The sequence below is a fragment of the Cereibacter johrii genome (genome assembly GCF_001720585.1).
Classification (GTDB): Bacteria; Pseudomonadota; Alphaproteobacteria; order Rhodobacterales; family Rhodobacteraceae; genus Cereibacter_A; species Cereibacter_A johrii.
Genome location: NZ_MABH01000163.1, coordinates 49,199 through 72,374, shown reverse-complemented (window position 1 = coordinate 72,374; position 23,176 = coordinate 49,199). Strand labels below are relative to the sequence as shown.

Sequence of the window (23,176 nt, the reverse complement as noted above, 5' to 3'; positions counted from 1 at the left end):
GTCCTTGGGCGCCGCCCCGTGCGGCGAGCGCCCCTTTGTCGGGCCTGCGGCGCCGTCGGACATCGTCCCCCGAGCGGGTCGGGCGGGTCCGTCCGCCGCGGCCCCACGAGGCGGACGCGCGGCGCTTTCGGATCTTGTGGAGCCTTCGGAACTTGCCGGACGTGCGGTCCCTTCGGACCTTGCGGAACGCGCGGACCCTTCGGACCTTGCCGGACGTGCGGTCCCTTCGGATCTCGCGGGGCGCGCGGTCCCTTCTGACCTTGCGGGGCGTGCGGCGCCGTCGGGCTTCCGTCCCCTGGCCGGGCGTGCCTCGCCGTCGGCTTGCGGATCGAGGCCGAGCTGGTCGCGCAGGATCTTGGGGCGCACCTCCTCGACCATGCCGGGCTCGAGCTCGTTCAGCCGGAACGGGCCGTAGCTCACGCGGATCAGACGGTTCACGGTGAGGCCGATGGCGGACATGGCGCGGCGGATCTCGCGGTTCTTGCCCTCGCGCAGGCCCACGGTCAGCCAGGCGTTCGCGCCCTGCACCCGGTCGAGCGAGACGGTCATCGGCTGGAAGCTCTCGCCCTCGACCGTGATCCCCTTGCGCAGCGGCTCGAGGGCGGGGGCGGGCGGATTGCCCTTCACCCGCACGCGATATTTCCGCAGCCAGCCGGTGGAGGGCAGTTCGAGCCGGCGCTTGAGCTCGCCGTCATTGGTCAGGAGGAGGAGACCCTCGGAGTTGAGGTCGAGCCGTCCCACCGACATGACGCGCGGCAGGCCCTCGGGCAGGTGGTCGAAGACCGTCTCGCGGCCCTTCTCGTCGGAGGCCGAGGTCACGAGCCCCTCGGGCTTGTAATAGAGCCACAGGCGGGCGGGCTCGGGCGGGGCCAAGGGCTGGCCGTCGACCGTGATGCGGTCCTTCGGGCCCACGTTCAGCGCCGGGCTGTCGATGGTGCGCCCGTTCACCCCGATGCGGCCGAGTTCGATCATCCGCTCGGCGTCGCGGCGCGAGGCGATGCCCGCACGAGAGAGAACCTTGGCGATGCGCTCGCCGTCTTTGCTGTCGGTCATGAGGGGTCCCGGATTGAGGCTGTTCCGCTGGCGGAACCCCCGGGGGTTTTCCACCCCCGGACCCCCGGAGGATATTTGGACCAGAGTGAAAGGGCAAGGCGCGGAGGGGAAGATCGGCGCGGCGGGCCCCTTGTCCGCAGGGGGCGGGGGCGGCGGACGCAGCCGCCTGGCCGGGCGCCGCGGTGGGCGGGATGTTTGCGGCCTCCGGGGCGGGGGGCGAAAGAGGGCGGGCGGGACAGGGCCGCTTGCGTGGGCGCGGGGGGCGCGGCATGAGGGGGCATGGAGTTTCGCAGTCACATGGAGGCGGCGCTCGCCGAGGCCCGGGCGGCGGGCGCGCGGGGCGAGGTGCCGGTCGGAGCCGTCGTCGTGGCGCCGGGCGGGCAGGTCGTCGCGCGCGCGGGCAACCGCTGCCGCGAACTGTCCGATCCGACGGCCCATGCCGAGATGCTGGCGATCCGGGCGGCCTGCGCGGACTTGGGCGAGCGGCTGACGGGCTGCGATCTCTATGTGACGCTCGAGCCCTGTCCGATGTGTGCAGGGGCCATCTCGGCAGCGCGGATCGCTCGGCTCTATTATGGCGCGGCCGATCCCAAGTCGGGGGGCGTGGCGCAGGGGGCGCGGGTCTTCGCGCACCCCCAGTGCCACCATGTGCCCGAGGTCTACGACGGGATCGGCGAGGCCGAGGCGGCGGCGCTCCTGCGCGGCTTCTTCGCCGCGCGGCGGCCGGGCTGAGCCGGAGCGCTCAGATCTCGATCGGGACGAGCACCTGCGGCTCGATCACCTCGACGCCGGGCAGGCCCTGGGCCAGCGCCTCGGCCGATTGTTCGAGCACCGGGAAGGTGCGGTAATGGCAGGGGATCACGGTGCGGAAGTCGAAATATTTGCGCGCCGCGAAGGCCGCCCGCTTCATGTCCATGGTGAAATGGCCGCCCGCGGCGAGGATGCCCACGTCGGGGCGGTGGTATTCGCCCATCCAGCCCATGTCGGCCATGATGTCGGTATCGCCAGAAAGGTAGATCACATGGCCGTCGCCCGCGATCATGTAGCCCGATTCGGTCCCCGTATAGATCGGGCCGGTCTCGCCCGACATGGAGGAGGAATGGGTGGCCTGCACCATCGTGACCCTTGCACCGCCCAGCGTCACCGTGCCGCCCTTGTTGAAGCCGATCCCCTCGATCCCCTCCTTCTCCTGGAGCCAGGTCACGAGATCGTAGATGCCGACCACCGGAAGGCCCCGCTCCTTGGCGATGGCCACCGTGTCGCCGGTATGATCGCCATGCCCGTGGGTGATGAGGATATGGGTGGCGCCCGCCAGCGCCTCCTCGCGCCGGTCGGCGGGGAAGAGCGGGTTGCCGGTGAGCCAGGGGTCGACGAGCAGCACGGCCTGCTCGATGGCGATGCGGAAGCCGGAATGGCCGAGCCAGGTGATCTTCATGGGGGCATCTCCCGTAACGGATTCGGTTCGGCTCCAATCTAGGGCAGGGGAGGGCGAGGGGAATGGACTGGTTGGCCGCGGTCGACGGCTATTGCGAGCGCGTGGGGCCTGGGCTCTGGGCCGAGCCGCTGAATGCCGCCACGAACGCGGCCTTCCCGATCGCGGCGGCCGTGCTCTGGCCGCGGGTGCGCGGGCTGGCCCGGGGCCGGGCGCTGTGCCTCGTGCTTGCGGCGATCGGGCTCGGCTCGGGGCTCTTTCACACGGCGGCGAACCGGCTGACGGGGCTTCTCGACGTGCTGCCGATCCTTGCCTTCATCCTCCTCTATCTCCATGCCGCGGCGCGCGACCTGCTGGGGATGGGCCGCGGGGCGGCTCTGCTCGCCACGGCAGCCTTCCTGCCCTATGCCGCGCTCACCGTGCCGCTTTTCGCGCGCCTGCCCGGGCTCGGCTCCTCGGCAGGCTATGCGCCGGTGCCGGTCCTCATCCTCGGGGTGGCGGCCTGGCTCGGGCCGCGGGCGCCCGCCACGGCGCGGGGTCTTGCCGTGGGCGGGGGGCTTCTCCTCCTCTCGCTCGGCTTCCGAACACTCGACGGGCCGCTCTGCCCAGCCTTTCCGCTCGGCACGCATTTCCTGTGGCATCTCCTGAATGCGCTGCTCCTCGGCTGGATGATCGAGGTCTGGCGGCGGCACCGGCTTGCAGCCGCAGGGCGGCCTCGCTAAACGGACCCAAACGGCAAGCGGAGCGAAGGACATGTCGATCGACATCGAGACCGCGCGGCGGGTGGCGCATCTCGCGCGGATCCGCGTGGACGAGGCGGACCTGCCGGCCCTGGCCGGCGAGCTTTCGGGCATCCTCACCTTCATGGAGCAGCTGAACGAGGTGGATGTCGAGGGTGTCGAGCCCATGACCTCGGTCACGCCCATGCGGCTGAAGCGGCGGCAGGATGTGGTGACCGACGGCGACATGCAGGACAAGGTACTGTCCAACGCGCCCGACGCCCGCGAGGGCTTCTTCGCCGTGCCGAAGGTGGTGGAATGAACGCGAACGAACTGACGATCGCCGAGGCCCGCGACGCGCTGGCCGGGGGCGAGCTTTCGGCGGTGGACCTGACCATGGCCTGCCTCACGGCCATCGATGCGGGCACGCCGCTCAATGCCTTCGTCCATGCGACGCCCGAGATCGCGCTCGATCAGGCGCGGGCGGCGGATGCGCGCCGGGGCGCCGATGCGGGCGCGCTGAACGGCATCCCGCTCGGGATCAAGGATCTCTTCTGCACGAAGGGCGTGGCCTCGCAGGCGGCCTCGAACATCCTCAAGGGCTTCAAGCCGGAATATGAATCGACCGTCACCTCGAAACTGTTCGAGGCGGGGGCGGTGATGCTCGGCAAGCTCAACATGGACGAGTTCGCCATGGGCTCGTCGAACGAGACCTCGTGCTACGGCGATGCGGTCAACCCCTGGAAGGTGGACGACCGCAGGCTGACGCCCGGCGGCTCGTCGGGCGGTTCGGCCGCGGCAGTGGCGGCGGATCTCTGCCTTGGCGCCACGGGGACCGACACCGGCGGCTCGATCCGCCAGCCCGCCGCCTTCACCGGCATCGTGGGGATCAAGCCCACCTACGGGCGCGTCTCGCGCTGGGGGATCGTGGCCTTCGCCTCGTCGCTGGATCAGGCGGGGCCGATGACCAAGAGCGTGCGGGATGCGGCGATCCTGCTTGGCGCCATGGCCGGGCACGATCCAAAGGATTCCACCAGCGCCGACATTCCGGTGCCGGATTTCGAGGCGGCGCTGACGGGCGACATCCGCGGCAGGAAGATCGGCATCCCGCGCGAATATCGCATGGACGGGATGCCTGCCGAGATCGAAGCGCTCTGGGCCCGGGGCCGCGAGATGCTGGCCGATGCGGGCGCCGAGATCGTCGACATCTCGCTGCCCCACACGAAATATGCGTTGCCCGCCTATTATGTCATCGCGCCGGCCGAGGCCTCCTCGAACCTCGCGCGCTACGACGGGGTGCGCTACGGCCACCGCGCGCGGCTCGGGCAGGGCGACGGCATCGTCGACATGTATGAGAAGACCCGCGCCGAAGGCTTCGGCAAGGAGGTCCAGCGCCGGGTGATGATCGGCACCTATGTGCTCTCGGCGGGCTTCTACGACGCCTATTACAACCGGGCGCGCAAGGTGCGGGCGCTGATCAAGCGCGACTTCGACGAGGCCTTCGCGGCGGGGGTGGATGCGATCCTGACGCCGGCCACGCCCTCCTCGGCCTTCGGGCTGGGCGAGATGGCCGAGGCCGATCCCGTGGCCATGTATCTCAACGACGTCTTCACCGTGACGGTGAACCTCGCGGGGCTGCCCGGCATCTCGGTGCCGGTGGGTCTCGACGCCAAAGGGCTGCCGCTCGGGCTCCAGCTCATCGGCCGTCCGTGGGACGAGGCGGGGCTCCTCAATCACGCCCATGTGCTCGAACGGGCGGCGGGCTTTGTGGAAAAGCCCCGGAAATGGTGGTAAGGGCCCTCGGATCCATGCGACACAGGACCGATACCATGCGCGCCTCCGCGGCTCTTCTTCTCGCCGTCGCCACCGCGGCCTGCCAGCCGGCGCCGCCGCAATCGGGCGCGGGATTCGAGGATTACTCGAGCTATCTGCACCGCCGCGAAGCGGAGCTGATGGGGCAGCGCCCCTCCACCACCATGCCGCTGCCGGACGCTCCGGCGGGCGCGGCCGGGCAGCCCGCCTTCTCGACGGAAGCCATCGGCTCGGCCATCGATGCGGCCGACGGCGGCGCGGGCTACGGCGGGGCGGCTCCGGGACAGGTGGCTCCGGGTCAGGTAGCTCCGGGCGCGCTGATCGGCGGCACGACGAGCTATACGACCGGCGAGGCGGGCCTGCCTGCGACCCGGCCGCGCGGCAACGCCCCGGTGGGGATCCGCGAGGAATCGGGCGAGATGGCGGCCGTGGGCAGCCACACCGGCATTTCGGACGAGAATGACTTCAGCGCAGTGTCGGAGCGCCGGAGCCGGGAAGACGATGCGCAGCTCATCGCGCAGAACCGCGCCAACTATACGGTGATCCCGCCCCAGCCGGTGCCGCAGCGGACCCAGTCCAATGGCCCGAACATCGTCCAGTTCGCGCTCTCGACCAATCATGCGCCGGGGACGCAGATGTACAAGCGCTCGTCGCTGCGCCTGTCGGATCCGGGCGCGGCCTGCGCGAAATTCGCCTCGCCCGATCTGGCCCAGCAGGCCTTCCTCGCCTCGGGCGGCCCCGATCGCGACCGCAAGGGCCTCGATCCCGACGGCGACGGCTTCGCCTGCGGCTGGGATCCCCGGCCGTTCCGCGCCGTCCGCTGAGGCGTGAGCCTCTCGCCCAATTGCGGGCCGCGGCGCGAGGGCGCGCGGCCCGATCTCGTGGTGATCCATTACACGGCCATGGCGAGCGCCGAGGCCGCCCGCGCCCGGCTCTGCGATCCGGCGGCGGAAGTCTCCGCCCACTGGCTGGTCCCGGAACGGGGCGAGCCCCTGGCTCTGGTGCCCGAAGAGCTGCGCGCCTGGCACGCGGGGGCGGGGTCCTGGGGGGGCGTGACGGATGTCAACTCGCGCTCGATCGGGATCGAACTTGCCAACCCCGGCGACAGGCCCTTTCCCGAGCCGCAGATGGCGGCGCTGGAGCGGCTGCTGGCGGGGATCCTCGCGCGGTGGCAGATCCCGCCCGCGCGGGTGATCGGCCATTCCGACATGGCGCCGGAGCGGAAAGGCGATCCGGGCGCGCGCTTCGACTGGCGCCGTCTGGCCCGCGCCGGGCTCTCGGTCTGGCCTTCGCAGGGCTGTCCGCCGGCGGAGGTGGGGGGCTTTGCCGAGGCGGCCCGGGCCTTCGGCTATCCCGCGGTGCAGGCGGAGCTTCTGCTCGCGGCGGTGCGCCTGCGGTTCCGGCCCTGGGCGAGGGGGCCGCTTTCGGGGGAGGATGCGGGGGTCATGGCCGATCTTGCGGCGCGCTATCCGGTTGACGGGCGGACGCCCCGGGCGTAAGCCACCGCCGTGCGGGTGGCCGGATGACCGCGAGCCTTCGGGCGCGAGGAAAGTCCGGACTCCATGGGACAAGGGTGCCGGGTAACGCCCGGCCGGGGCAACCCGAGGGAAAGCGCCACAGAGAACAGACCGCCCCACAGGCTTTCGGGCCCGGGGCAAGGGTGAAACGGTGGGGCAAGAGCCCACCGCGGGACTGGCAACAGGACCGGCATGGCAAGCCCCACCCGGAGCAATGCCGAATAGGGGTTCCGCGCGGGCCTGATCCTTTCGGGGATATCGCCGCAGGGATGTCTCAGCCCGAGGAACCCGGGTTGGCAGCTCGATCCCGTCGGCAACGGCGGGGCCAGAGGAATGGTCATCGAAGGGGGCAACCCCGGAACAGAATCCGGCTTACAGGCTGCCCGCACAATCGATCCCGGAAGACGCCGGGGGCTTCGCGCCCCCGGACCCCCGCGGGATATTTGGGCCAGCGTGAAAGGCGGGCCTCTCAGCCGTAGGTGCGCCGGTCCTCGATCACCTTGCCGTCGTTGGGCAGGGTTCCGGGCGTCACGATCTCGATCCGGCCGCGCAGCTTCAGCGCGGCCAGCACCGAGGCCTCGTAGACGGCCGGGTTCGTGGCGCGGCTCTCGATCTGGACCGTCATCGCATCCATCTCGCCCTCGCGGGTGGCGATGACGCGGGCGCGGCTGACCTCGGAATGGCGGGCGACGAGATCGGCCACCTGTTCGGGGCGCACGAACATGCCCTTGATCTTGGTGGTCTGGTCGGCGCGCCCCATCCAGCCGCGGATGCGCCGGTTGGTGCGGCCGCAGGGGCTCTGGCCCGGCATCAGGGCGGAGAGATCGCCCGTGGCGAAGCGGACGAGGGGATAGTCGCGGTTGAGCGTGGTGACCACCACTTCGCCCACCTCGCCCTCGGGCACCGGATCGCCGGTGCCGGGGCGGACGATCTCGACCAGCACGCCCTCGTCGAGGATCATCCCCTCCATCGCCTCGCTCTCGTAGGCGATGTTGCCGAGATCGGCCGTGGCATAGCACTGCAGGCAGAGGATGCCGCGATCGGCATACTCCTTGCGCAGCGAGGGAAAGAGGGCGCCGCCGCCCACCGCGGCGCGGACGATGCCGAGCCGCTCGCCCATCTCCTCGGCGCGGTCGAGGATCACCTTGAGATAATCGGGCGTGCCGGCATAGGCGGTGCTGCCCACATCCGCCGCGGCGCGGACCTGCAGGTCGGTCTGGCCGGTGCCCGCGGGCAGGACGCGGGCGCCCACGGCGCGGGCCCCGGATTCGAAGATCATCCCGGCGGGGGTCAGGTGGTAGCCGAAGCAGTTCTGCACGATGTCGGCCGGCCCCACCCCGCAGGCATGCAGGAAACGGCCCATCCGCCACCAGTCGGGCGTCGTGCGGCCAATCTCGTAGATCGGGCCCGGCGACTGGAAGATGTGCTCGTAGCTGCCGCCCCCGGGGAGGAAGCCGCCGAGCGGGGGGCGGGCCTTCTGCGCGGCAACGAGGTCGGCCTTGCGGATCACCGGCAGGGCGGCCAGCGCCTCGACCGAGGTGATGGTTGCGGGATCCACCTCCGCGAGGCTCTGGCCCAGCGCGGGCGCCGTCCTCGCATGGGCGATGAGCCGCGGCAGGTTCCGTGCAAGGTCCGCCGCGCGCGCATCGGCGGAGCGGGTCTCCAGATGGTCGTAATGGGTCATCCGCCTCTCTCCCCTCATGCCAGCCACCGCTTGCGCCGCCGGTAGGAGCGCACGTCGCGGAACGACTTGCGGCCCTTGTCGGACATGCCGAGGTAGAATTCCTTGACGTCGGGGTTCTCGCGCAGCTCCTGCGCGGTGCCCTCCATCACCACCCGCCCGCTCTCGAGGATATAGCCGGTGTGGGCGTAGCGCAGCGCCACGTTGGTGTTCTGCTCGGCCAGAAGGAAGGTCACGCCCTCGCCCTCGTTCACCGCGCGCACGATTTCGAATATCTGTTCGACAAGCTGCGGCGCGAGGCCCATCGAGGGCTCGTCGAGCAGGATCATCTCGGGGCGGCTCATCAGCGCGCGGCCCATGGCGACCATCTGCTGCTCGCCGCCCGACGTGTAGCCCGCCTGGCTTTTCCGCCGTTCGCGCAGGCGCGGGAAGTAGGTATAGACCATCTCGAGATCGTCCATCACCGCCGCGCGCCCGTCCTTGCGGGTATAGGCGCCGGTGAGAAGATTCTCCTCGACTGTCAGATGCTCGAAACAGTGCCGGCCCTCCATCACCTGGATCACGCCGCGGCGGACGAGGGTCGCGGGGTCGAGATCCTGCACCCGCTCGCCGCGGTAGAGGATGGCGCCCTTCGTGACCTCGCCCCGCTCGGAGCGGAGCAGGTTGGAAATCGCCTTCAGCGTGGTGGTCTTGCCCGCGCCGTTGCCGCCGAGGAGCGCGGTGACGCCGCCCTTCGGGACCTGCAGGCTCACCCCCTTCAGGACGAGGATGACATGGTTGTAGATCACCTCGATGTTGTTGACCTCGAGCAGGGTGTCGGTCCGGGGGGAGGGGCGGTCGTCGAACATGGGCATGGCCTCGGCAGGGGAGGGAGGGCCCGCAGCGGGCCCGCCGGGAGCGGGTGCGGCCGGCCCCGGAGGGCCGGCGCGCCGGGTCAGTTGCAGCGCTCGGAGAGGCCGGCTTCCTTGGCGTAAGCCGCTGAATCCGCGGCCACGAGCGGGTCGAGCACCGCATCGTCGGGCGCGATCCAGTCGGTGACGAGCGTCCAGCGCTTGGCGCTCGCGTCCCATTGCTGGATGCGCGCCATGCCCGGCCCGCCGTGGTCGGCGCAGGTGGCCTTGAAGGGCTGGCCGAAGTCGGGCAGGCCCAGCTCCTTCATGCGCGCCTCGGTGATCTCGAGCGCCTCGAAGCCGTCGCGCACCTGGGCCGCGTTCACGGCCGAGGTTCCGGCCAGCTCCTGTGCCTTGCGGATCGCCTCGGCGATCACCATGGCCGCATACATGCCGCGGGAATAGATCACGGTGCCGACGTTCGAGCCGTCGCCCGCCGCCTTGCCCGCATCGACGACATACTGCTTCAGGTCGGCATAGACCGGATAGTCCGCTCCCACGCCATGCATGGTCAGCGACTTGTAGCCGTTCGCGCCGGCACCCGCGGGGGCCACGTCATTCTCGGAGCCCGACCACCAGATGCCGATGAAATTCTCCATCGGGAAGCGGATGTTCGCGGCCTCCTGGATCGCGACCGAGTTCATCACGCCCCAGCCCCAGAACAGGACGTAATCCGGTTTCTCGCGCCGGACCTGGAGCCACTGGCTCTTCTGCTCCTGGCCGGGGCTGTCGATGGGGAGGGTCGAGAGGGTGAAGCCGTGTTTCTTCGACAGGTCCTCGAGCGTGCGGATCGGCTCCTTGCCGTAGGCGGAGTTGTGATAGAGCAGCGCGATCTTCTTGCCCTCGAGGCTGCCGCCGTTCTGGTCGAGCAGATACTTGATCGCGACCGAGGCGCCGTCCCAGTAGTTGGCCGGATAGTTGAACACCCATTCGAAAACGCGGCCGTTGGCCGCCGAGGTCCGCCCGTAGCCCGGCGTGTAGAGGGTGATCCCGTCGGCCTGCATCTTGGGGATGAGCTGGTAGGTGATGCCGGTCGAGAGCGGGTTGTAGACGAGCGCGCCCTGGCCCTTGGTGGCCTCATAGCATTCGACGCCCTTCTCGGTGTTGTAGGCCGTCTCGCATTCCGGGGTCTTGACGATCTCGCCGCCGATGCCGCCGTCACGCTCGTTCAGCAGCGTGAAGTAATCCTGGAAGCCGTCGGCATAGGGGATGCCGCCCGCAGCGAAGGGGCCGGTGCGGTAGCTGAGGTTCGGCACGACGAGATCCGCCTGCGCCGCACCAGCCGTCGCGGCCGCGAGCGCCGTCGCGGCGAGCAGGGTGAAACTCTTTCTCATGGACACTCCTCCCGTTGGTCCTTGCCGGTTGTCCCGGCCTTCGTCCGGCCGCCCCCGCATCAGTGCGGGAAGGGCCACAGTCGCAGCTTCTCCTTGAGCACGCGCCAGAGCTGGGCCAGCCCGTGCGGCTCGAGGATGAGAAATCCGATGATGAGCGCGCCCACGATCATGAGCTCGATGTGGGCGGCGAGGTCCGAGGGCCAGCCCAGTCCGCCCACCAGCACGTTCTTGAGAAAGACCGGCAGGAGCACGAGGAAGGCCGCGCCCGCGAAGCTGCCGAAGATGCTGCCGAGACCCCCGATGATGATCATGAAGAGAATGAGGAAGGACTTCTGGATCCCGAAGGCCTCGCCCACCTCGGCCGCGCCGAGATAGACCGCGAAGAACAGCGCGCCCGCGATGCCGATGAAGAAGGACGAGACCGCGAAGGCGGAGAGCTTGGTCGTGAGCGGGTTCACCCCGATGATCTCGGCCGCGATGTCCATGTCGCGGATCGCCATCCACTTCCGGCCGATGGTGCCGCGCGTGAGGTTCCGCGCGATCCAAGCCAGCGCGAAGAGGAAGGCCGCGCAGAAGAGATACTTGGCCCAGGCGGGCGTGTTGGCCCCCGTCACCGCGATGCCGAACATGGTCCGCTCGGGCGCGGTGATCTGGCCCGAGGCCGAGTAGTTGTAGAACCACGGCACCTTGTTGAAGAGCCAGACGAGGAAGAACTGCGCGGCGAGCGTGGCGACGGCCAGATAGAAGCCCTTGATCCTGAGCGAGGGCAGGCCGAAGAGCACCCCCACGCCCGCGGTGATGGCGCCCGCGAGGATCACATGGATCAGGATCGGCACGTCGGGAAAGGCGGTCATCAGCTTGTAGACCGCATAGGCCCCCACCGCCATGAAGCCCCCCGTCCCGAGGCTCACCTGCCCGCAGTAGCCCGTCAGGATGTTGAGCCCGATGGCCGCGATCGCATAGATCAGGAAGGGCACGACCACGGCATTGGCCCAGTAGTCGTTGATGACGAAGGGCAGGATGGCGAAGCCCACCACCAGCGCCACCTGATACCAGAGCCGGTCCCACCAGATCGGGAAGGTCTGGCTGTCCTGCGCGTAGCTCGTCTTGAACTCGCCCGCTTCACGGTAAAGCATGGATCAGACCCTCTCGATGATGCGTTCGCCGAACAGGCCCTGCGGCCGGAAGACGAGGAACAGGAGTGCGAGCACATAGGCGAACCAGTTCTCGGTCGCGCCGCCGATCAGGGGGCCCGCGAAGAACTCGAACAGCTTCTCGCCCATGCCGATGATGAGCCCGCCCACGATGGCGCCGGGGATCGAGGTGAAGCCGCCGAGCATGAGAACGGGCAGCGCCTTCAGCGCGATGAGCGAGAGCGAGAATTGCACGCCCGACTTCGCGCCCCACATGATGCCCGCGATGAGGGCCACGAAGCCCGCGATCGACCAGACCAGCACCCAGACGAAGCGGAGCGAGATGCCGACCGACAGCGCCGCCTGATGGTCGTCGGCCACGGCGCGGAGCGCACGGCCGTATTTGGTATATTGCGAGAAGAGCGTGAGCGCCGCGACCAGCGCCGCCGCGACCAGCGTCGCCACGATGTCGAGCCTGTCGATGAAGAAGCCGTAGCCGAACCACTCGGCCGTGACGGCCTCGATCCCCTCCGAGATGCCCTGCGGCAGGCCCACGTCGAGCGTCTTGATGTCCGCGCCCCACATGACGTCGCCCAGCCCCTCGAGGAAATAGGCGAGCCCGATGGTCGCCATGAAGAGGATGATCGGCTCCTGGTTCACCAGATGCTTCAGGATCAGCCGCTCGATGGCCCAGGCGAGGCCCACCATCACGAGCGCGGTGAGGGCGATGGCCAGAGCCGCGGGCAGGGTCCAGCCGAAGCTGTGCAGGTCGGTGCCGAAGGCCGCGTTGATGAGATGGGCGAAGGGGATCTGGCCGTTCTGCAGGCCGACCAGCGTCAGCGCGGCAAAGAGCGCGAGCACCCCCTGCGCATAGTTGAAGATGCCCGAGGCCTTGAAGATCAGCACGAAGCCGAGCGCCACGAGCGCATACATCACCCCGGCCATCAGGCCGTTCAGGGTGACTTCCATGGCGAAGACAAGCTGGTCAGGCAGCATCGGGCGCCTCCTCGGCAGCGGGCGGGAACGGGGCGGACGGGGCGCGGGGGGACGGGGCTTCCGCTCGCAGGCGCAGCAGCGGCGCGTCGGTCAGAAGCCGCGGGTGCGGCACCTCGAGCAGGCGCGCGCCGTGGATCGGGGCCTCAGTCATGCTGCACCCCCAGATAGGCGTCGATCACGGCCTTGTTGCTGCGGATCTCGTCGGGCGTGCCGTCGCCGATCTTCTTGCCGTAATCCATCACCACGACGCGGTCCGAGAGATCCATGACCACGCCCATGTCATGTTCGATCAGGGCGATGGTCGTGCCGAACTCGTCGTTCGTGTCGAGGATGAAGCGGCACATGTCCTCCTTCTCCTCGACGTTCATGCCGGCCATCGGCTCGTCGAGAAGCAGGAGCTTCGGCTCGGTGGCCAGCGCGCGGGCAAGCTCCACGCGTTTCTTCAGGCCATAGGGCAGGCGGCCCACGGGCGTCTTGCGGATATGCTGGATCTCGAGGAAGTCGATGATCCTCTCGACCTTGGCGCGATGCTCGACCTCCTCGGCCTGCGCGCGGCCCCACCAGAGCGCCTGGCTCCAGAGGCCGGTCTTCATCAGCGTGAGGCGGCCGGTCATGATGTTGTCGAGCACGCTCATCCCCTCGAAGAGGGCGATGTTCTGGAAGGTACGGGCGATGCCCTGCTGGGCCACCTCATAGGGCTTCATCTGCGGCCGCCGCTTTCCGCGGAACCAGACCTCGCCCTCCTGCGGGACGTAGAAGCCCGAGATCACGTTCAGCATCGAGGATTTGCCGGCCCCGTTCGGCCCGATGATGGCGCGGATCTCGCCCTCGCGGATGTCGAAGCTGATGTCGGTGATCGCCTTCACGCCGCCGAAGCGGAGCGTGATGTTCTTCATCTCCATCAGCACGCCGCCGATGCGGCGCTCGTCGGCGCCGGTTTCGTCCATCGTCACGTCGAGCGCATTCATTCGGCAGCCATCCTCTGCGCGGAGGCGCCGTGGGTGGCGGCGTCCTCGATCCTCAGCGTGGCGCGGATCGCGCCCTTGCGGCCGTCCTCGTAGGTGACCTCGGTTTCGGTGTGGATGCTGGTCCGCCCGTCGTAGAGCGCGGCGATCAGGTCGTGGTATTTCTCCTCGATGACCTTGCGGCGCACCTTGCGGGTGCGGGTCATCTCGCCGTCGTCGGCGTCGAGCTCCTTGTGCAGGATCAGGAAGCGGTGGACCTGGCAGCCCGACAGCATCGGATCCTCGGCGATGGAGCGGTTCACCTCCTCCACATGGCCCTTCATCATGTCGTAGACCTTGGGGTGGCCCGCCAGCTCCTGATAGGAGGAATAGGCGATGTTGTTGCGCTCGGCCCAGTTGCCCACGGCGGCGAGGTCGATGTTGAGGAAGGCGGTACAGCGCTCGCGTCCGTTGCCGAAGACCACGGCCTCGAGGATCGAGGGGTAGAACTTCAGCTTGTTCTCGACATATTTCGGCGCGAAGAGCCGCCCGTCGGCCATCTTGCCCACGTCCTTGGCGCGGTCGATGATCCGCAGGTGGCCGGTCGCTTCCTCGAAGAAGCCCGCGTCGCCCGTGGCGACCCAGCCCTCGGCATCCTTGGTCGAGGCGGTGCTCTCGGGGTTCTTGTAATAGGCCACGAAGGTGCCGGGCGAGCGGTAGAAGACCTCGCCCGTCTCGGCGATCCGCACCTCCACGCCGGGCGAGGGCACGCCCACCGTATCCGAGCGCACCTGCCCGTCGGGTTGCTGGGTGATGAAGACCGAGGCTTCGGTCTGGCCGTAGAGCTGCTTCAGGTTGATGCCGAGCGAGCGGTAGAAGTCGAAGATCTCCGGCCCGATGGCCTCGCCCGCCGTATAGCCCACCCGCACGCGCGAGAAGCCGAGCGTGTTCTTCAGCGGCCCGTAGATCAGCTTGTCGCCGATCCAGTAGGCGATCCGGTCGGCCGTGCTCACGGGCCTGCCGTCGAGGATCGCGGGGCCCACCCGGCGGGCGACCTCCATATAGTGCCGGAAGAGCGCCTTCTTGATCCGGCCCGCATCCTCCATCCGGATCATCACATTGGTGAGCTGGCCCTCGAAGACGCGCGGCGGGGCGAAGAAATAGGTGGGCCCGATCTCGCGCAGATCGTTCATCATGGTGGTCGCGCTCTCGGGGCAGTTCACGCAGAAGCCCGTCCACATCGCCTGACCGACCGAGAAGATGAAATCGCCGACCCACGCCATCGGCAGATAGGCCAGCACCTCGTCGCCGGGGCGGAGGCCGTCGAACGCAACGGAATTCTTCGAGGTCTCGATGATGTTGCGGTTCGACAGGACCACGCCCTTGGGCTTGCCGGTCGTCCCCGACGTGTAGAGCATCACGCAGGTCGAGTCGTAGTCGAGCTCGGCGATCCGGCCGTCGAGCTCCTCGTCGAAGCGGCGATGGGCCGCGCGCCCCTCGGCCACCACATCCTCGAGCCAGTTCATGCGGGAATGGTCGTATTTCCGCATGCCCCGCTTGTCGACATAGACCACCTGCTCGATGTGGTGGATCCGGTCCTGCACCTCGATGACCTTGTCGACCTGCTCCTGATCGCCGCAGATGACGAAGCGCGCGCCGCAATGGTCGAGCACATAGACCATCTCCTCGGCCACCGCGTCCTGATAGAGCGGCACGGGCACCGCGCCGCACATCTGCGCCGCGACCATCGACCAGTAGAGCGCCGGGCGATTGCGCCCCACCACCGCCACATGGTCGCCCCGCTGCAACCCGAGCGCGAGGAAGCCCAGCGCGATGGCGCGGATCTCGGACGCCGCCTCCGCCCAGCTCCAGACCTGCCAGATGCCGAATTCCTTCTCCCGATAGGCGGGCTGGCGCGGGAACGCGGCAGCGTTCCTGTGCAGCAGCGCCGGAATCGAGACGAGGTCCCCCGTTTCGGCCATTCCACTCCTCCCTGGTGCGACCGGCCCCCTCCTCCGGGGTCGGTCGGGCGAGGGGAGGATTCTTGGCGATCCCGCCCTTCGCCCGAGGAGCCTCGCCCGCAATGGTTGCGCGACTTTTTCGCAATCCTTGCGAATTGTAACAGGCCGGGGGGTGCGCCGTCCCGGCTCCCGCCGTCTTGTCGCGCCTCCGCCCCGCGGCGCGCCCCCGCCGGCTGCGGCTTTCCCGCCGTCTCCCCCCGGGTCATGAGCTCTAGGCCCCTCGACCCTCAGCCCCTCAGCGCATCCGGTTCCGCAATACTGCCCGCGCACGAATCGGACGGGCGTGACCGGCCGCCCGGCTCTGTCCGCGGCAGCGCCGGTTGCGGGGGTTCGATGCCCCCGCAACCGGCACCTCCCTCCAGCCCCTCCAGCCCCTCCAGCCCCTCCAGCCCCTCCAGCCCCTCCAGTCCCCTCCGGTCTCCCCTTCGGCCAACCAATCTCGACGGGCCCGCCCCGGGGGCGGAGTGACGCGGCGGCCTTCCGCGCGGATGCCCCTTCCGCCGGACGGGGGCCCGGTGCTAGCCAAGAGGCGGGAGGATGCGGGATGCCGGAGAGAGACGAGCCGCTCGAGCCGCTCACGCGGGCGGGGCTGAACCTGATCCAGCAGGCGCTGTCGATCTATGACAGCGACCTCAAGCTCGCGGTCTGGAACCGCCGCTTCCGCGAGATGTTCGACCTGCCCGAGCGGCTGGCCAGTTCCGGGGCGGATTTCACCGAGACGATCCGCTATCTCGTCGAGCGCGGCGAATACGGCCCCGTCGAGGATGCCGAGGAGGCCGTGCGCATCCGCGTCGCCGCCGCCCGCACCTTCCAGCCGCATTACATGGAGCGCGAGCGGACCTCCGGGCGCTGGATCTCGGTCGAGGGCGCGCCGCTGCCGCAGGGCGGCTGGGTGACGGTCTATACCGACATCACCGAGATCAAGCTGCAGGAGAGCCTGCTGCGCGCGCGGTCCGAGGTTCTGTCGGGCGAGGTGCTGGCCCATGCCGAACGGCTGGCGCAGGCCAACCGGGCGCTCGCCGCGACCAATGCCGCGCTGGAAGAGGCGCAGCGCGAGCTGACCGAGATGGAGGCGCGCACCCGCCTGACCACCGAGATGATGCCTGCCCACATCGCCCATGTCGGCCGCGACCTGCGCTATACCTATTCCAACCGGCGCCTGTCGCAGGTGATCCCGGGCCGGCCGTCCGACATCCTGGGCCTCTCGGGGCGCGAGGCCCTGGGCGAGGGGCTCTTCGCCCGCATCCGCCCGTGCCTTCTCCGCGCCCTCGAGGGCGAGGCCTCGGTGCTCGAATTCTCCGACGAGGACAGCGGCTCGCGCATCCGCGCGGCCTTCACCCCCGACCGCACCGGCTGCGGGCCGATCAATGGCGTCTATATCCTGTCGATGGATGTCACCGCCGAGACGCAGGCGCGCGAGGCGCTGATCCAGACCCGCAAGCGCGAGCTGACGGCGCAGCTCACCTCGGGGCTCGCCCACGATTTCGCCAACCTGCTGACCGTCATCCTCGGGCTGCAGGGCCGGCTCGAGCGGATGGACCTGCCCGAGGAGGGCCGCCAGCTCGTCGCGGCCACGGTGGCCGCGGCGCGGCGCGGGGGCGGGCTTCTCGACCAGATCGCCTCGATCTCGGGCAAGCGGGCGCTGAAGCCCACCGCCACGGAGCTCGCGCGGTTCCTTGCCGACCTGCGGCTCATGGCAGGCCCGACCCTGCCCGAGGGGGTGGCGCTCGAGATCGTCATGCCCGAGCCGATCCCGCCGGTGATGCTCGATGCGGGCGGGCTGCAGGATGCGGCGCTGAACCTCATCCTGAATGCGCGCGACGCGATCGGGCCCGCGGGCGGCACCATCCGCCTGACGGCGCGCCCCGTGCGCGACGCCTGGATCGAGATCCTCGTCGAGGATGACGGGCCGGGCTTCACCGAGGCGGCGCTCGAACGGGCGCTCGATCCGTTCTTCACCACCAAGGGCGGCATGGGCTCGGGCCTCGGTCTCTCGATGGTCTACGACCAGATCAAGCTCGCGGGCGGCACGGTGCGTCTCGGCAACCGCCCGGGCGGCGGGGCGGCCGTTCAGCTCCGCCTGCCGCTGCGGCGGGCAGACGAGGCCGTGCCCCCGATGCTCGTTCTGCTCGTGGAGGACGATCCCGACATCCGCGAGACCGTGCGCGGGATGCTCTGCGCCGGAGGTCACAGCGTGATCGAGGCCGCCAGTGCCGACGAGGCGCTGACGCTTCTCGACCTGCCGGGGGTGGGGCTCGTCCTGTCGGACGTGAATCTGCCGGGCCGCCTCTCGGGGCTCGATCTGGCCGAGGCGCTGGCCGGGCGCGCGGGGGCGGCGCGGCTCGTCCTCATGACCTCGCTGCCCGCGGGCGACGCGCGCCGCGCGCGCGCCGAGGCGCTGGCGCCGGTTCTGGCCAAGCCCTTCGATGCGGCGGATCTCGCCGCCTGCCTCGGAGCCCCCGCATGAGCCGCGCCCCCCTCGTGGCCATCCTCGACGACGAGCCCGAGATCCGCCGGATGCTGGCCCTGGCCCTCGAGGAGGCGGGCTTCCAGACCACCGCCTTCGGCCGCGCGACCGAATTCGAGGCGGCGCTGAAGCGGCGCGCGCCCGACGTCTGCCTTGTCGATCTGGGCCTTCCCGACCGCGACGGGCTGGCCGTCGTCCACCGGCTCGCCCTCGAATCGGGGGCGGCCATCATCATCGTCTCGGGCCGCGCGCAGGTGCAGGACCGGGTGACGGGCCTCGAGCTCGGCGCCGACGACTATATCATCAAGCCCTTCGATCCGGCCGAGGTGGTGGCGCGGGTCCGCGCCCGGCTGAGGAAGGGCCGCGGCGAGAGCCAGCCCGCCACCCAGACGGCGCATTTCTCCGGCTGGACCGCGCATTTCGACCGCTACCTCCTCGTGGCCTGCGACGGGGCGGAGGTCGCCTTCTCCCATGCCGAGGGCGAGGTGCTGCGGCTCTTTCTCGAAAGTCCGCGGCGGCTGATCTCGCGGGCGCAGATGCAGGAGAGCCTCGGCGGCGCCGCGGGCGAGAGCTTCGACCGGGCGATGGATGTGCGGATCTCGCGCCTGCGCACGAAGCTGGGCGAGGACCCGCGCAACCCCACGCTCATCAAGACGATCTATGGCGCGGGCTACATCTTCCTGGGCGAGGTCGAGTGGCGCTGAGCCCGCCGCCTCAGAGGAAGGCCGCGCCCAGTCCCGCCCCCGCCAGCACGATCCAGAGCGGCGGAGTGCGCCACAGGGTCAGCAGCACGAAGCCCGCGAGCGCCATGGCGAAGGGCAGGGGGCCCGTCACGCCCGCGGTGAAGACCGGATCCCAGAGCGCGGCGCCAAGGAGGCCCACCACCGCGGCATTGGCGCCCCGCATCGCCCTCTGCGCGCGGGGCATCCGGCGCAGCCGGTCCCAGAAGGGCAGCGCCCCGCAGAGAAGGAGGAGGCCCGGGGCGAAGATCGCGACCAGCGCCACCGCCGCGCCGACGGGGCCCGCCGCCACCGCCCCCAGATGGGCCGCGAAGGTGAAGAGCGGCCCCGGCATCGCCTGCGCCGCCCCGTAGCCCGCGAGGAAGGCGTCCGGTGTGACGAGGCCCTGCCGGACCGTCTCGGCCTCGAGCAGCGGCAGCACGACATGGCCGCCGCCGAAGACCAGAGCCCCCGCCCGCGCCATGCCGTCGGCCAGCGCAAGGATGGGCGAGAGTGCCGCCAGAAGCGGCAGGAGGGCAAGAAGCACCGCGCAGGCGGCGAGGCAGGCGATCCCGGCGCGTCGGGAGAGAAGCGGCGGCCCGCCCGGTGCGACCTCTGTCGCCGCGGGGGCCGCGTCGCGGGCGATCCAGAGGCCCGCAAGCGCCCCGAGGAGGATCGCGCCGATCTGGCCCGAGGCCCCGGGCACCAGCACGGCCAGCGCGGCCGCTGCCGCGGCAAGGCTCGCCCGCTCCCGGTCGGGACAGAGGCTCGCCGCCATCCCCCAGACGGCCTGCGCCACGATCGCCACCGCCACCACCTTCAGCCCTGCGAGGGCCCCCAGGGCCGCGGGATGCGCGATCTGGCCCGCCGCGAGCCCGAAGCCCGCCATGAGGAGCGCCGAGGGCAGGGTGAAGCCCGCCCAGGCCGCGAGGGCGCCGCCGGGTCCGGCGCGGTGCAGGCCCATGGCGAAGCCCACCTGGCTCGAGGCCGGCCCTGGCAGGAACTGGCAGAGGGCCACGAGATCGGCATAGGCGCGGTCGTCCATCCAGCGCCGCCGCTCCACCAGCTCGGCCCGGAAATAGCCCAGATGCGCCACCGGCCCCCCGAAGGAGGTCAGCCCGAGCCTGAGGAAGGCCACGAAGACCTCGGCCGCCCGGCCGCCTTTGTCGCTGTGCATGAGCGGCTCCGCTTGACGGGAAGGAAGGTTGGCGCATCCTGCCTCGCCGGCAAGGGCAAGGGCAAGGGCAAGGGCAAGGGCAAGGGCAAGGGCAAGGGCAAGGGCAAGGGCAAGGGCAAGGGCAAGGGCAAGGGCAAGGGCAAGGGCAAGGGCAAGACGGGAGGAGCACGGCCGGCGGCCAGTCGGCGGGGCGGGGGAGAGAGCCGCACGGGGGCGGTTGTGCGGCGCGGCGCGCGGGCTGTTGACACCCGATCCGGGGCTTGTATAAGCGCGCATCCCCGGGCAATCGGCCCGGGGTTTTCATTGGTGTTGGTGGCCCCCGCGAGGGGATGACCTGTCGCCCGGTCTCCGGGAAAGGACAACGCCCTTCACAATCGAAGGAGATCAGCGGTGACCAAGCGCACCTCTGCCAAATACAAGATCGACCGCCGTATGGGCGAGAACATCTGGGGCCGTCCGAAGTCCCCGGTGAACAAGCGCGAATACGGCCCCGGCCAGCACGGCCAGCGCCGCAAGAACAAGCTCTCGGACTTCGGCACGCAGCTGCGCGCCAAGCAGAAGCTGAAGGGCTACTACGGCGACCTGACCGAAAAGCAGTTCCGCAAGATCTTCGCGGAAGCCGAGCGCGTCAAGGGCGACACCGGCGAGATGCTCGTCGGCCTGCTCGAGCGCCGTCTCGATGCGATCGTCTACCGCGCCAAGTTCGTGCCGACCATCTGGGCGGCCCGCCAGTTCGTGAACCACGGCCACGTGACCGTGAACGGCCAGCGCGTGAACATCGGCTCCTACCGCTGCAAGGAAGGCGACGTGATCCAGGTCCGCGAGAAATCGCGCCAGCTCGCCCTCGTGCTCGAGGCGACGCAACTCGCCGAGCGTGACGTGCCGGACTACATCGAAGTCGACTATTCCAAGATGACGGCCACCTTCGTCCGTACCCCGGGTCTGGGCGACGTGCCCTATCCGGTTCAGATGGAACCGAACCTCGTGGTCGAATTCTACGCGAAGAACTGAGGCGAGGGGGCGCATCGCCGCCCCGTCCCCGGGCGCTGGCGCGCCGGACCGGACCGCGCCACCGCCCGACCTTCCGCCGCCCCGCCTTGTGGGGCGGCTTTTTTCTGCCCGCCATATGCGGTGGCACCCTCCAGACCTTGTGGCCTGAGGGTCGCATTGCCTCTAGGACCGCCCGTTCCCGTTGAGTTCGCACTGGCCTCGCCGCCCCGCCGCGGATAGAACCCGCTGGCAGAGGAAGGGGACCCATGAGTGACGCCATACGCCCCCAGCCCGGGATTCTCGACATTGCCCTCTACGAAGGCGGCAAGAGCCATGTGGCGGGCATCCAGAACGCGCTGAAGCTTTCGTCGAACGAGAACCCGTTCGGCCCCTCGCCCAAGGCGAAGGAGGCTTTCCTGCGCTCGGTCCATACGCTGCACCGCTATCCCTCGACCGACCATGCGGGCCTGCGCCATGCCATCGCCGAGGTGCACGGGCTCGATCCCACCCGGGTGATCTGCGGCGTGGGCTCGGACGAGATCATCACCTTCCTGTGCCAGGCCTATGCGGGGCCGCATACGGATGTGGTCTTCACCGAGCACGGCTTCCTCATGTACCGGATCTCGGCGCTGGCGGTCGGGGCCAATCCGGTCGAGGTGCCCGAGCGCGAGCGCACGACCGACGTGGATGCGATCCTCGCCGCCTGCACGCCGCACACGCGGCTGGTGTTCCTCGCCAACCCCAACACCCCGACGGGCACCATGATCGGGCAGGCCGATCTCGCGCGCCTGGCCGCGGGGCTGCCGGCGCAGGCCATCCTCGTGCTCGACGGGGCCTATGCCGAATATGTGCCGGGCTATGACGCGGGCCTCGCCCTGATCGAGGAGCGCGGCAACGTCGTCATGACGCGGACCTTCTCGAAGATCTACGGGCTCGGCGGGCTGCGCGTGGGCTGGGGCTACGGGCCGAAAGCCATCATCGACGTGCTGAACCGGATCCGGGGCCCGTTCAACCTCTCGACCACCCAGCTCGAGACCGCCGAGGCCGCGGTGCGCGATCAGGACCATATCGCCCGCTGCCGCGCCGACAATGCGCGCTGGCGCATCTGGCTGGCCGAGGCGCTGGCGGAAATCGGCGTGCCGTCGGATACTTCGATGGCGAACTTCATCCTCGCCCGCTTCTCGGACACCGAGGAGGCAGAGGCCTGCGACCTCCATCTGCAGACCCAGGGGCTGATCGTGCGCCGCGTCGCGGGCTACAAGCTGCCGCACTGCCTGCGCATCACCATCGGCGACGAGGCCTCGTGCCGCCGCGTCGCCCATGCGATCAGCCAGTTCAAGAGGATGCGCTGATGGCCCTCTACGAACGCGTTGCGCTGATCGGGCTCGGGCTCATCGCCTCGTCGATGGCCCATGCGATCCGGGCTGCGGGCCTTGCGACCGAGATCACGGGCCATGCCCGCAGCGCCGAGACGCGGGCGGCGGCGGTCGAGATCGGGCTCTGCGACCGGGTGTTCGAGACCGCGGCCGAGGCCGTGGCGGGCGCGGATCTGGTGGTGCTGGCCGTGCCGGTGGGGGCGATGGGTGCCATCGCCGCCGAGATCGCGCCGCATCTGGCCCCCGGCGCGACCGTGACCGACGTGGGCTCGGTCAAGCAGGCCGTCATCACGGCGGTGGCCCCGCATGTGCCGGAGGGCGTGCATTTCATTCCCGGCCACCCGCTCGCGGGCACCGAACATTCCGGCCCGCGCTCGGGCTTCGCCACGCTCTTCCGCAACCGCTGGTGGCTGCTCACGCCGCTCGAGGGCGCGGATCCTGCGGCGGTCGCGCGGCTCCGCGCGCTCTGCGAAGGGATGGGCGCCAATGTCGAGGAAATGGATGCCGCCCACCACGATCTCGTGCTGGCGGTGACGAGCCATACGCCGCACCTGATCGCCTACACGATGGTGGGGGTCGCCGATCACCTCCGCCGCGTCACCCAATCGGAAATAATCCGCTACTCGGCGGCGGGTTTCCGCGACTTTACGCGCATCGCGGCCTCGGACCCTACCATGTGGAGGGATGTCTTCTTGACAAACAAGGAGGCGACGCTGGACATTCTCGGTCGTTTCACCGAAGAGCTTTTCGCGCTGCAAAGGGCCATTCGACTGGGTGATGGGGATCACCTGTTCGAATATTTCACGCGCACGCGCGCGATCCGCCGCGGGATCATCGAGGCGGGTCAGGACACGGCAGCACCGGACTTCGGCCGCGCGGCCGAGGCCGGCAAGGGCACAGAGAAGGGCTAGACAA

The 23,176-nt window shown here is 69.8% G+C and carries 23 protein-coding genes and 1 other RNA gene; 13 read left to right on the top strand and 11 right to left on the bottom strand.

Annotated elements, in window-relative coordinates; translation table 11 throughout:
• On the bottom strand, nucleotides 1-1,053 hold a 1,053-nt coding region (locus A9O63_RS14945; RefSeq protein ID WP_069332658.1), incomplete at its 3' end, for a pseudouridine synthase.
• A gap of 279 nt (nucleotides 1,054-1,332) precedes the next feature.
• Here A9O63_RS14945 and A9O63_RS14940 point away from each other — a divergent pair.
• Nucleotides 1,333-1,785, top strand: a complete 453-nt coding sequence (locus A9O63_RS14940; RefSeq protein WP_069332657.1) for a nucleoside deaminase — start codon at nucleotides 1,333-1,335, stop codon at nucleotides 1,783-1,785.
• Nucleotides 1,786-1,795: 10 nt separating this feature from the next.
• Here the strand turns inward: A9O63_RS14940 and A9O63_RS14935 are convergent, their stop codons facing one another.
• Nucleotides 1,796-2,488 (bottom strand): metal-dependent hydrolase, encoded by a 693-nt coding sequence (locus A9O63_RS14935; RefSeq protein WP_069332656.1) that lies wholly within the window; start codon nucleotides 2,486-2,488, stop codon nucleotides 1,796-1,798.
• A 62-nt stretch (nucleotides 2,489-2,550) separates the two neighbouring features.
• Here A9O63_RS14935 and A9O63_RS14930 point away from each other — a divergent pair, with 62 nt between their 5' ends.
• The 6 genes from A9O63_RS14930 (at nucleotide 2,551) to rnpB (ending at nucleotide 6,924) form a co-directional block, all read left to right on the top strand.
• Nucleotides 2,551-3,207, top strand: coding sequence for a hypothetical protein (locus A9O63_RS14930; RefSeq protein ID WP_069332655.1), 657 nt, complete (start codon nucleotides 2,551-2,553; stop codon nucleotides 3,205-3,207).
• A gap of 31 nt (nucleotides 3,208-3,238) precedes the next feature.
• A complete protein-coding gene (gene gatC / locus A9O63_RS14925) occupies nucleotides 3,239-3,526 on the top strand; it encodes an Asp-tRNA(Asn)/Glu-tRNA(Gln) amidotransferase subunit GatC (RefSeq protein ID WP_069332654.1) in 288 nt (95 codons plus the stop codon).
• Nucleotides 3,523-4,998 (top strand): Asp-tRNA(Asn)/Glu-tRNA(Gln) amidotransferase subunit GatA, encoded by a 1,476-nt coding sequence (gatA, locus tag A9O63_RS14920; protein WP_069332653.1) that lies wholly within the window; start codon nucleotides 3,523-3,525, stop codon nucleotides 4,996-4,998. The genes gatC and gatA overlap by 4 nt, the downstream gene beginning before the upstream one ends.
• 35 nt (nucleotides 4,999-5,033) lie before the next feature.
• Nucleotides 5,034-5,840, top strand: coding sequence for a hypothetical protein (locus A9O63_RS14915; RefSeq protein ID WP_069332652.1), 807 nt, complete (start codon nucleotides 5,034-5,036; stop codon nucleotides 5,838-5,840).
• A gap of 3 nt (nucleotides 5,841-5,843) precedes the next feature.
• Nucleotides 5,844-6,515 carry an N-acetylmuramoyl-L-alanine amidase gene (locus A9O63_RS14910; RefSeq protein WP_069332651.1) on the top strand — a complete coding sequence of 224 codons (672 nt, stop codon included), beginning with the start codon at nucleotides 5,844-5,846 and terminating at the stop codon, nucleotides 6,513-6,515.
• Nucleotides 6,516-6,526: 11 nt separating this feature from the next.
• Nucleotides 6,527-6,924, top strand: an RNA gene (gene rnpB / locus A9O63_RS14905) — RNase P RNA component class A.
• 78 nt (nucleotides 6,925-7,002) lie between these two features.
• Here the strand turns inward: rnpB and A9O63_RS14900 are convergent.
• The 8 genes from A9O63_RS14900 to A9O63_RS14870 all read right to left on the bottom strand — a co-directional run bounded on the left by A9O63_RS14900 (nucleotide 7,003) and on the right by A9O63_RS14870 (nucleotide 15,493).
• A complete protein-coding gene (locus A9O63_RS14900; protein ID WP_069332650.1) occupies nucleotides 7,003-8,217 on the bottom strand; it encodes a phenylacetate--CoA ligase family protein in 1,215 nt (404 codons plus the stop codon).
• Nucleotides 8,218-8,231: 14 nt separating this feature from the next.
• Nucleotides 8,232-9,062 carry an ABC transporter ATP-binding protein gene (locus A9O63_RS14895; protein WP_069332649.1) on the bottom strand — a complete coding sequence of 277 codons (831 nt, stop codon included), beginning with the start codon at nucleotides 9,060-9,062 and terminating at the stop codon, nucleotides 8,232-8,234.
• A gap of 86 nt (nucleotides 9,063-9,148) precedes the next feature.
• Nucleotides 9,149-10,438, bottom strand: a complete 1,290-nt coding sequence (locus A9O63_RS14890; RefSeq protein WP_069332648.1) for an ABC transporter substrate-binding protein — start codon at nucleotides 10,436-10,438, stop codon at nucleotides 9,149-9,151.
• A gap of 59 nt (nucleotides 10,439-10,497) precedes the next feature.
• A complete protein-coding gene (locus A9O63_RS14885) occupies nucleotides 10,498-11,574 on the bottom strand; it encodes a branched-chain amino acid ABC transporter permease (protein WP_002719437.1) in 1,077 nt (358 codons plus the stop codon).
• A 3-nt stretch (nucleotides 11,575-11,577) separates the two neighbouring features.
• The gene (locus tag A9O63_RS14880) at nucleotides 11,578-12,567 is read right to left on the bottom strand and encodes a branched-chain amino acid ABC transporter permease (protein ID WP_084295946.1); all 990 of its coding nucleotides are present in this window, start codon (nucleotides 12,565-12,567) and stop codon (nucleotides 11,578-11,580) included.
• A complete protein-coding gene (locus tag A9O63_RS22920) occupies nucleotides 12,557-12,718 on the bottom strand; it encodes a hypothetical protein (protein WP_108223049.1) in 162 nt (53 codons plus the stop codon). Before A9O63_RS22920 ends, A9O63_RS14880 begins: the two co-directional genes overlap by 11 nt.
• Nucleotides 12,711-13,535: an ABC transporter ATP-binding protein gene (locus A9O63_RS14875; RefSeq protein WP_009566968.1), complete on the bottom strand. Its 825-nt coding sequence runs from the start codon at nucleotides 13,533-13,535 to the stop codon at nucleotides 12,711-12,713. The genes A9O63_RS22920 and A9O63_RS14875 overlap by 8 nt, the downstream gene beginning before the upstream one ends.
• Nucleotides 13,532-15,493, bottom strand: coding sequence for a long-chain fatty acid--CoA ligase (locus tag A9O63_RS14870; RefSeq protein WP_069332647.1), 1,962 nt, complete (start codon nucleotides 15,491-15,493; stop codon nucleotides 13,532-13,534). The genes A9O63_RS14875 and A9O63_RS14870 overlap by 4 nt, the downstream gene beginning before the upstream one ends.
• 583 nt (nucleotides 15,494-16,076) lie before the next feature.
• Here A9O63_RS14870 and A9O63_RS14865 point away from each other — a divergent pair.
• Together A9O63_RS14865 and A9O63_RS14860 are read left to right on the top strand one after the other, a co-directional pair.
• Entirely contained in the window at nucleotides 16,077-17,999 is a 1,923-nt protein-coding gene (locus A9O63_RS14865) for a hybrid sensor histidine kinase/response regulator (RefSeq protein ID WP_069332646.1), read from the top strand.
• The gene (locus A9O63_RS14860; protein ID WP_069332645.1) at nucleotides 17,996-18,703 is read left to right on the top strand and encodes a response regulator transcription factor; all 708 of its coding nucleotides are present in this window, start codon (nucleotides 17,996-17,998) and stop codon (nucleotides 18,701-18,703) included. The genes A9O63_RS14865 and A9O63_RS14860 overlap by 4 nt, the downstream gene beginning before the upstream one ends.
• 10 nt (nucleotides 18,704-18,713) lie before the next feature.
• On the opposite strand, the gene chrA is transcribed toward A9O63_RS14860, so the two are convergent.
• The gene (chrA, locus tag A9O63_RS14855) at nucleotides 18,714-19,895 is read right to left on the bottom strand and encodes a chromate efflux transporter (RefSeq protein WP_069332644.1); all 1,182 of its coding nucleotides are present in this window, start codon (nucleotides 19,893-19,895) and stop codon (nucleotides 18,714-18,716) included.
• A 12-nt stretch (nucleotides 19,896-19,907) separates the two neighbouring features.
• Between chrA and A9O63_RS22270 the strand changes: the two genes are divergently transcribed.
• From A9O63_RS22270 to A9O63_RS14840, 4 genes are all read left to right on the top strand, one after another.
• Nucleotides 19,908-20,228, top strand: a complete 321-nt coding sequence (locus A9O63_RS22270; RefSeq protein ID WP_167354626.1) for a hypothetical protein — start codon at nucleotides 19,908-19,910, stop codon at nucleotides 20,226-20,228.
• A gap of 57 nt (nucleotides 20,229-20,285) precedes the next feature.
• Nucleotides 20,286-20,906: a 30S ribosomal protein S4 gene (gene rpsD / locus A9O63_RS14850; protein WP_069332643.1), complete on the top strand. Its 621-nt coding sequence runs from the start codon at nucleotides 20,286-20,288 to the stop codon at nucleotides 20,904-20,906.
• 245 nt (nucleotides 20,907-21,151) lie between these two features.
• Entirely contained in the window at nucleotides 21,152-22,237 is a 1,086-nt protein-coding gene (hisC, locus tag A9O63_RS14845; RefSeq protein WP_069332642.1) for a histidinol-phosphate transaminase, read from the top strand.
• Nucleotides 22,237-23,172, top strand: coding sequence for a prephenate/arogenate dehydrogenase family protein (locus A9O63_RS14840; protein WP_069332641.1), 936 nt, complete (start codon nucleotides 22,237-22,239; stop codon nucleotides 23,170-23,172). Before hisC ends, A9O63_RS14840 begins: the two co-directional genes overlap by 1 nt.
• Nucleotides 23,173-23,176: the final 4 nt, after the last annotated feature.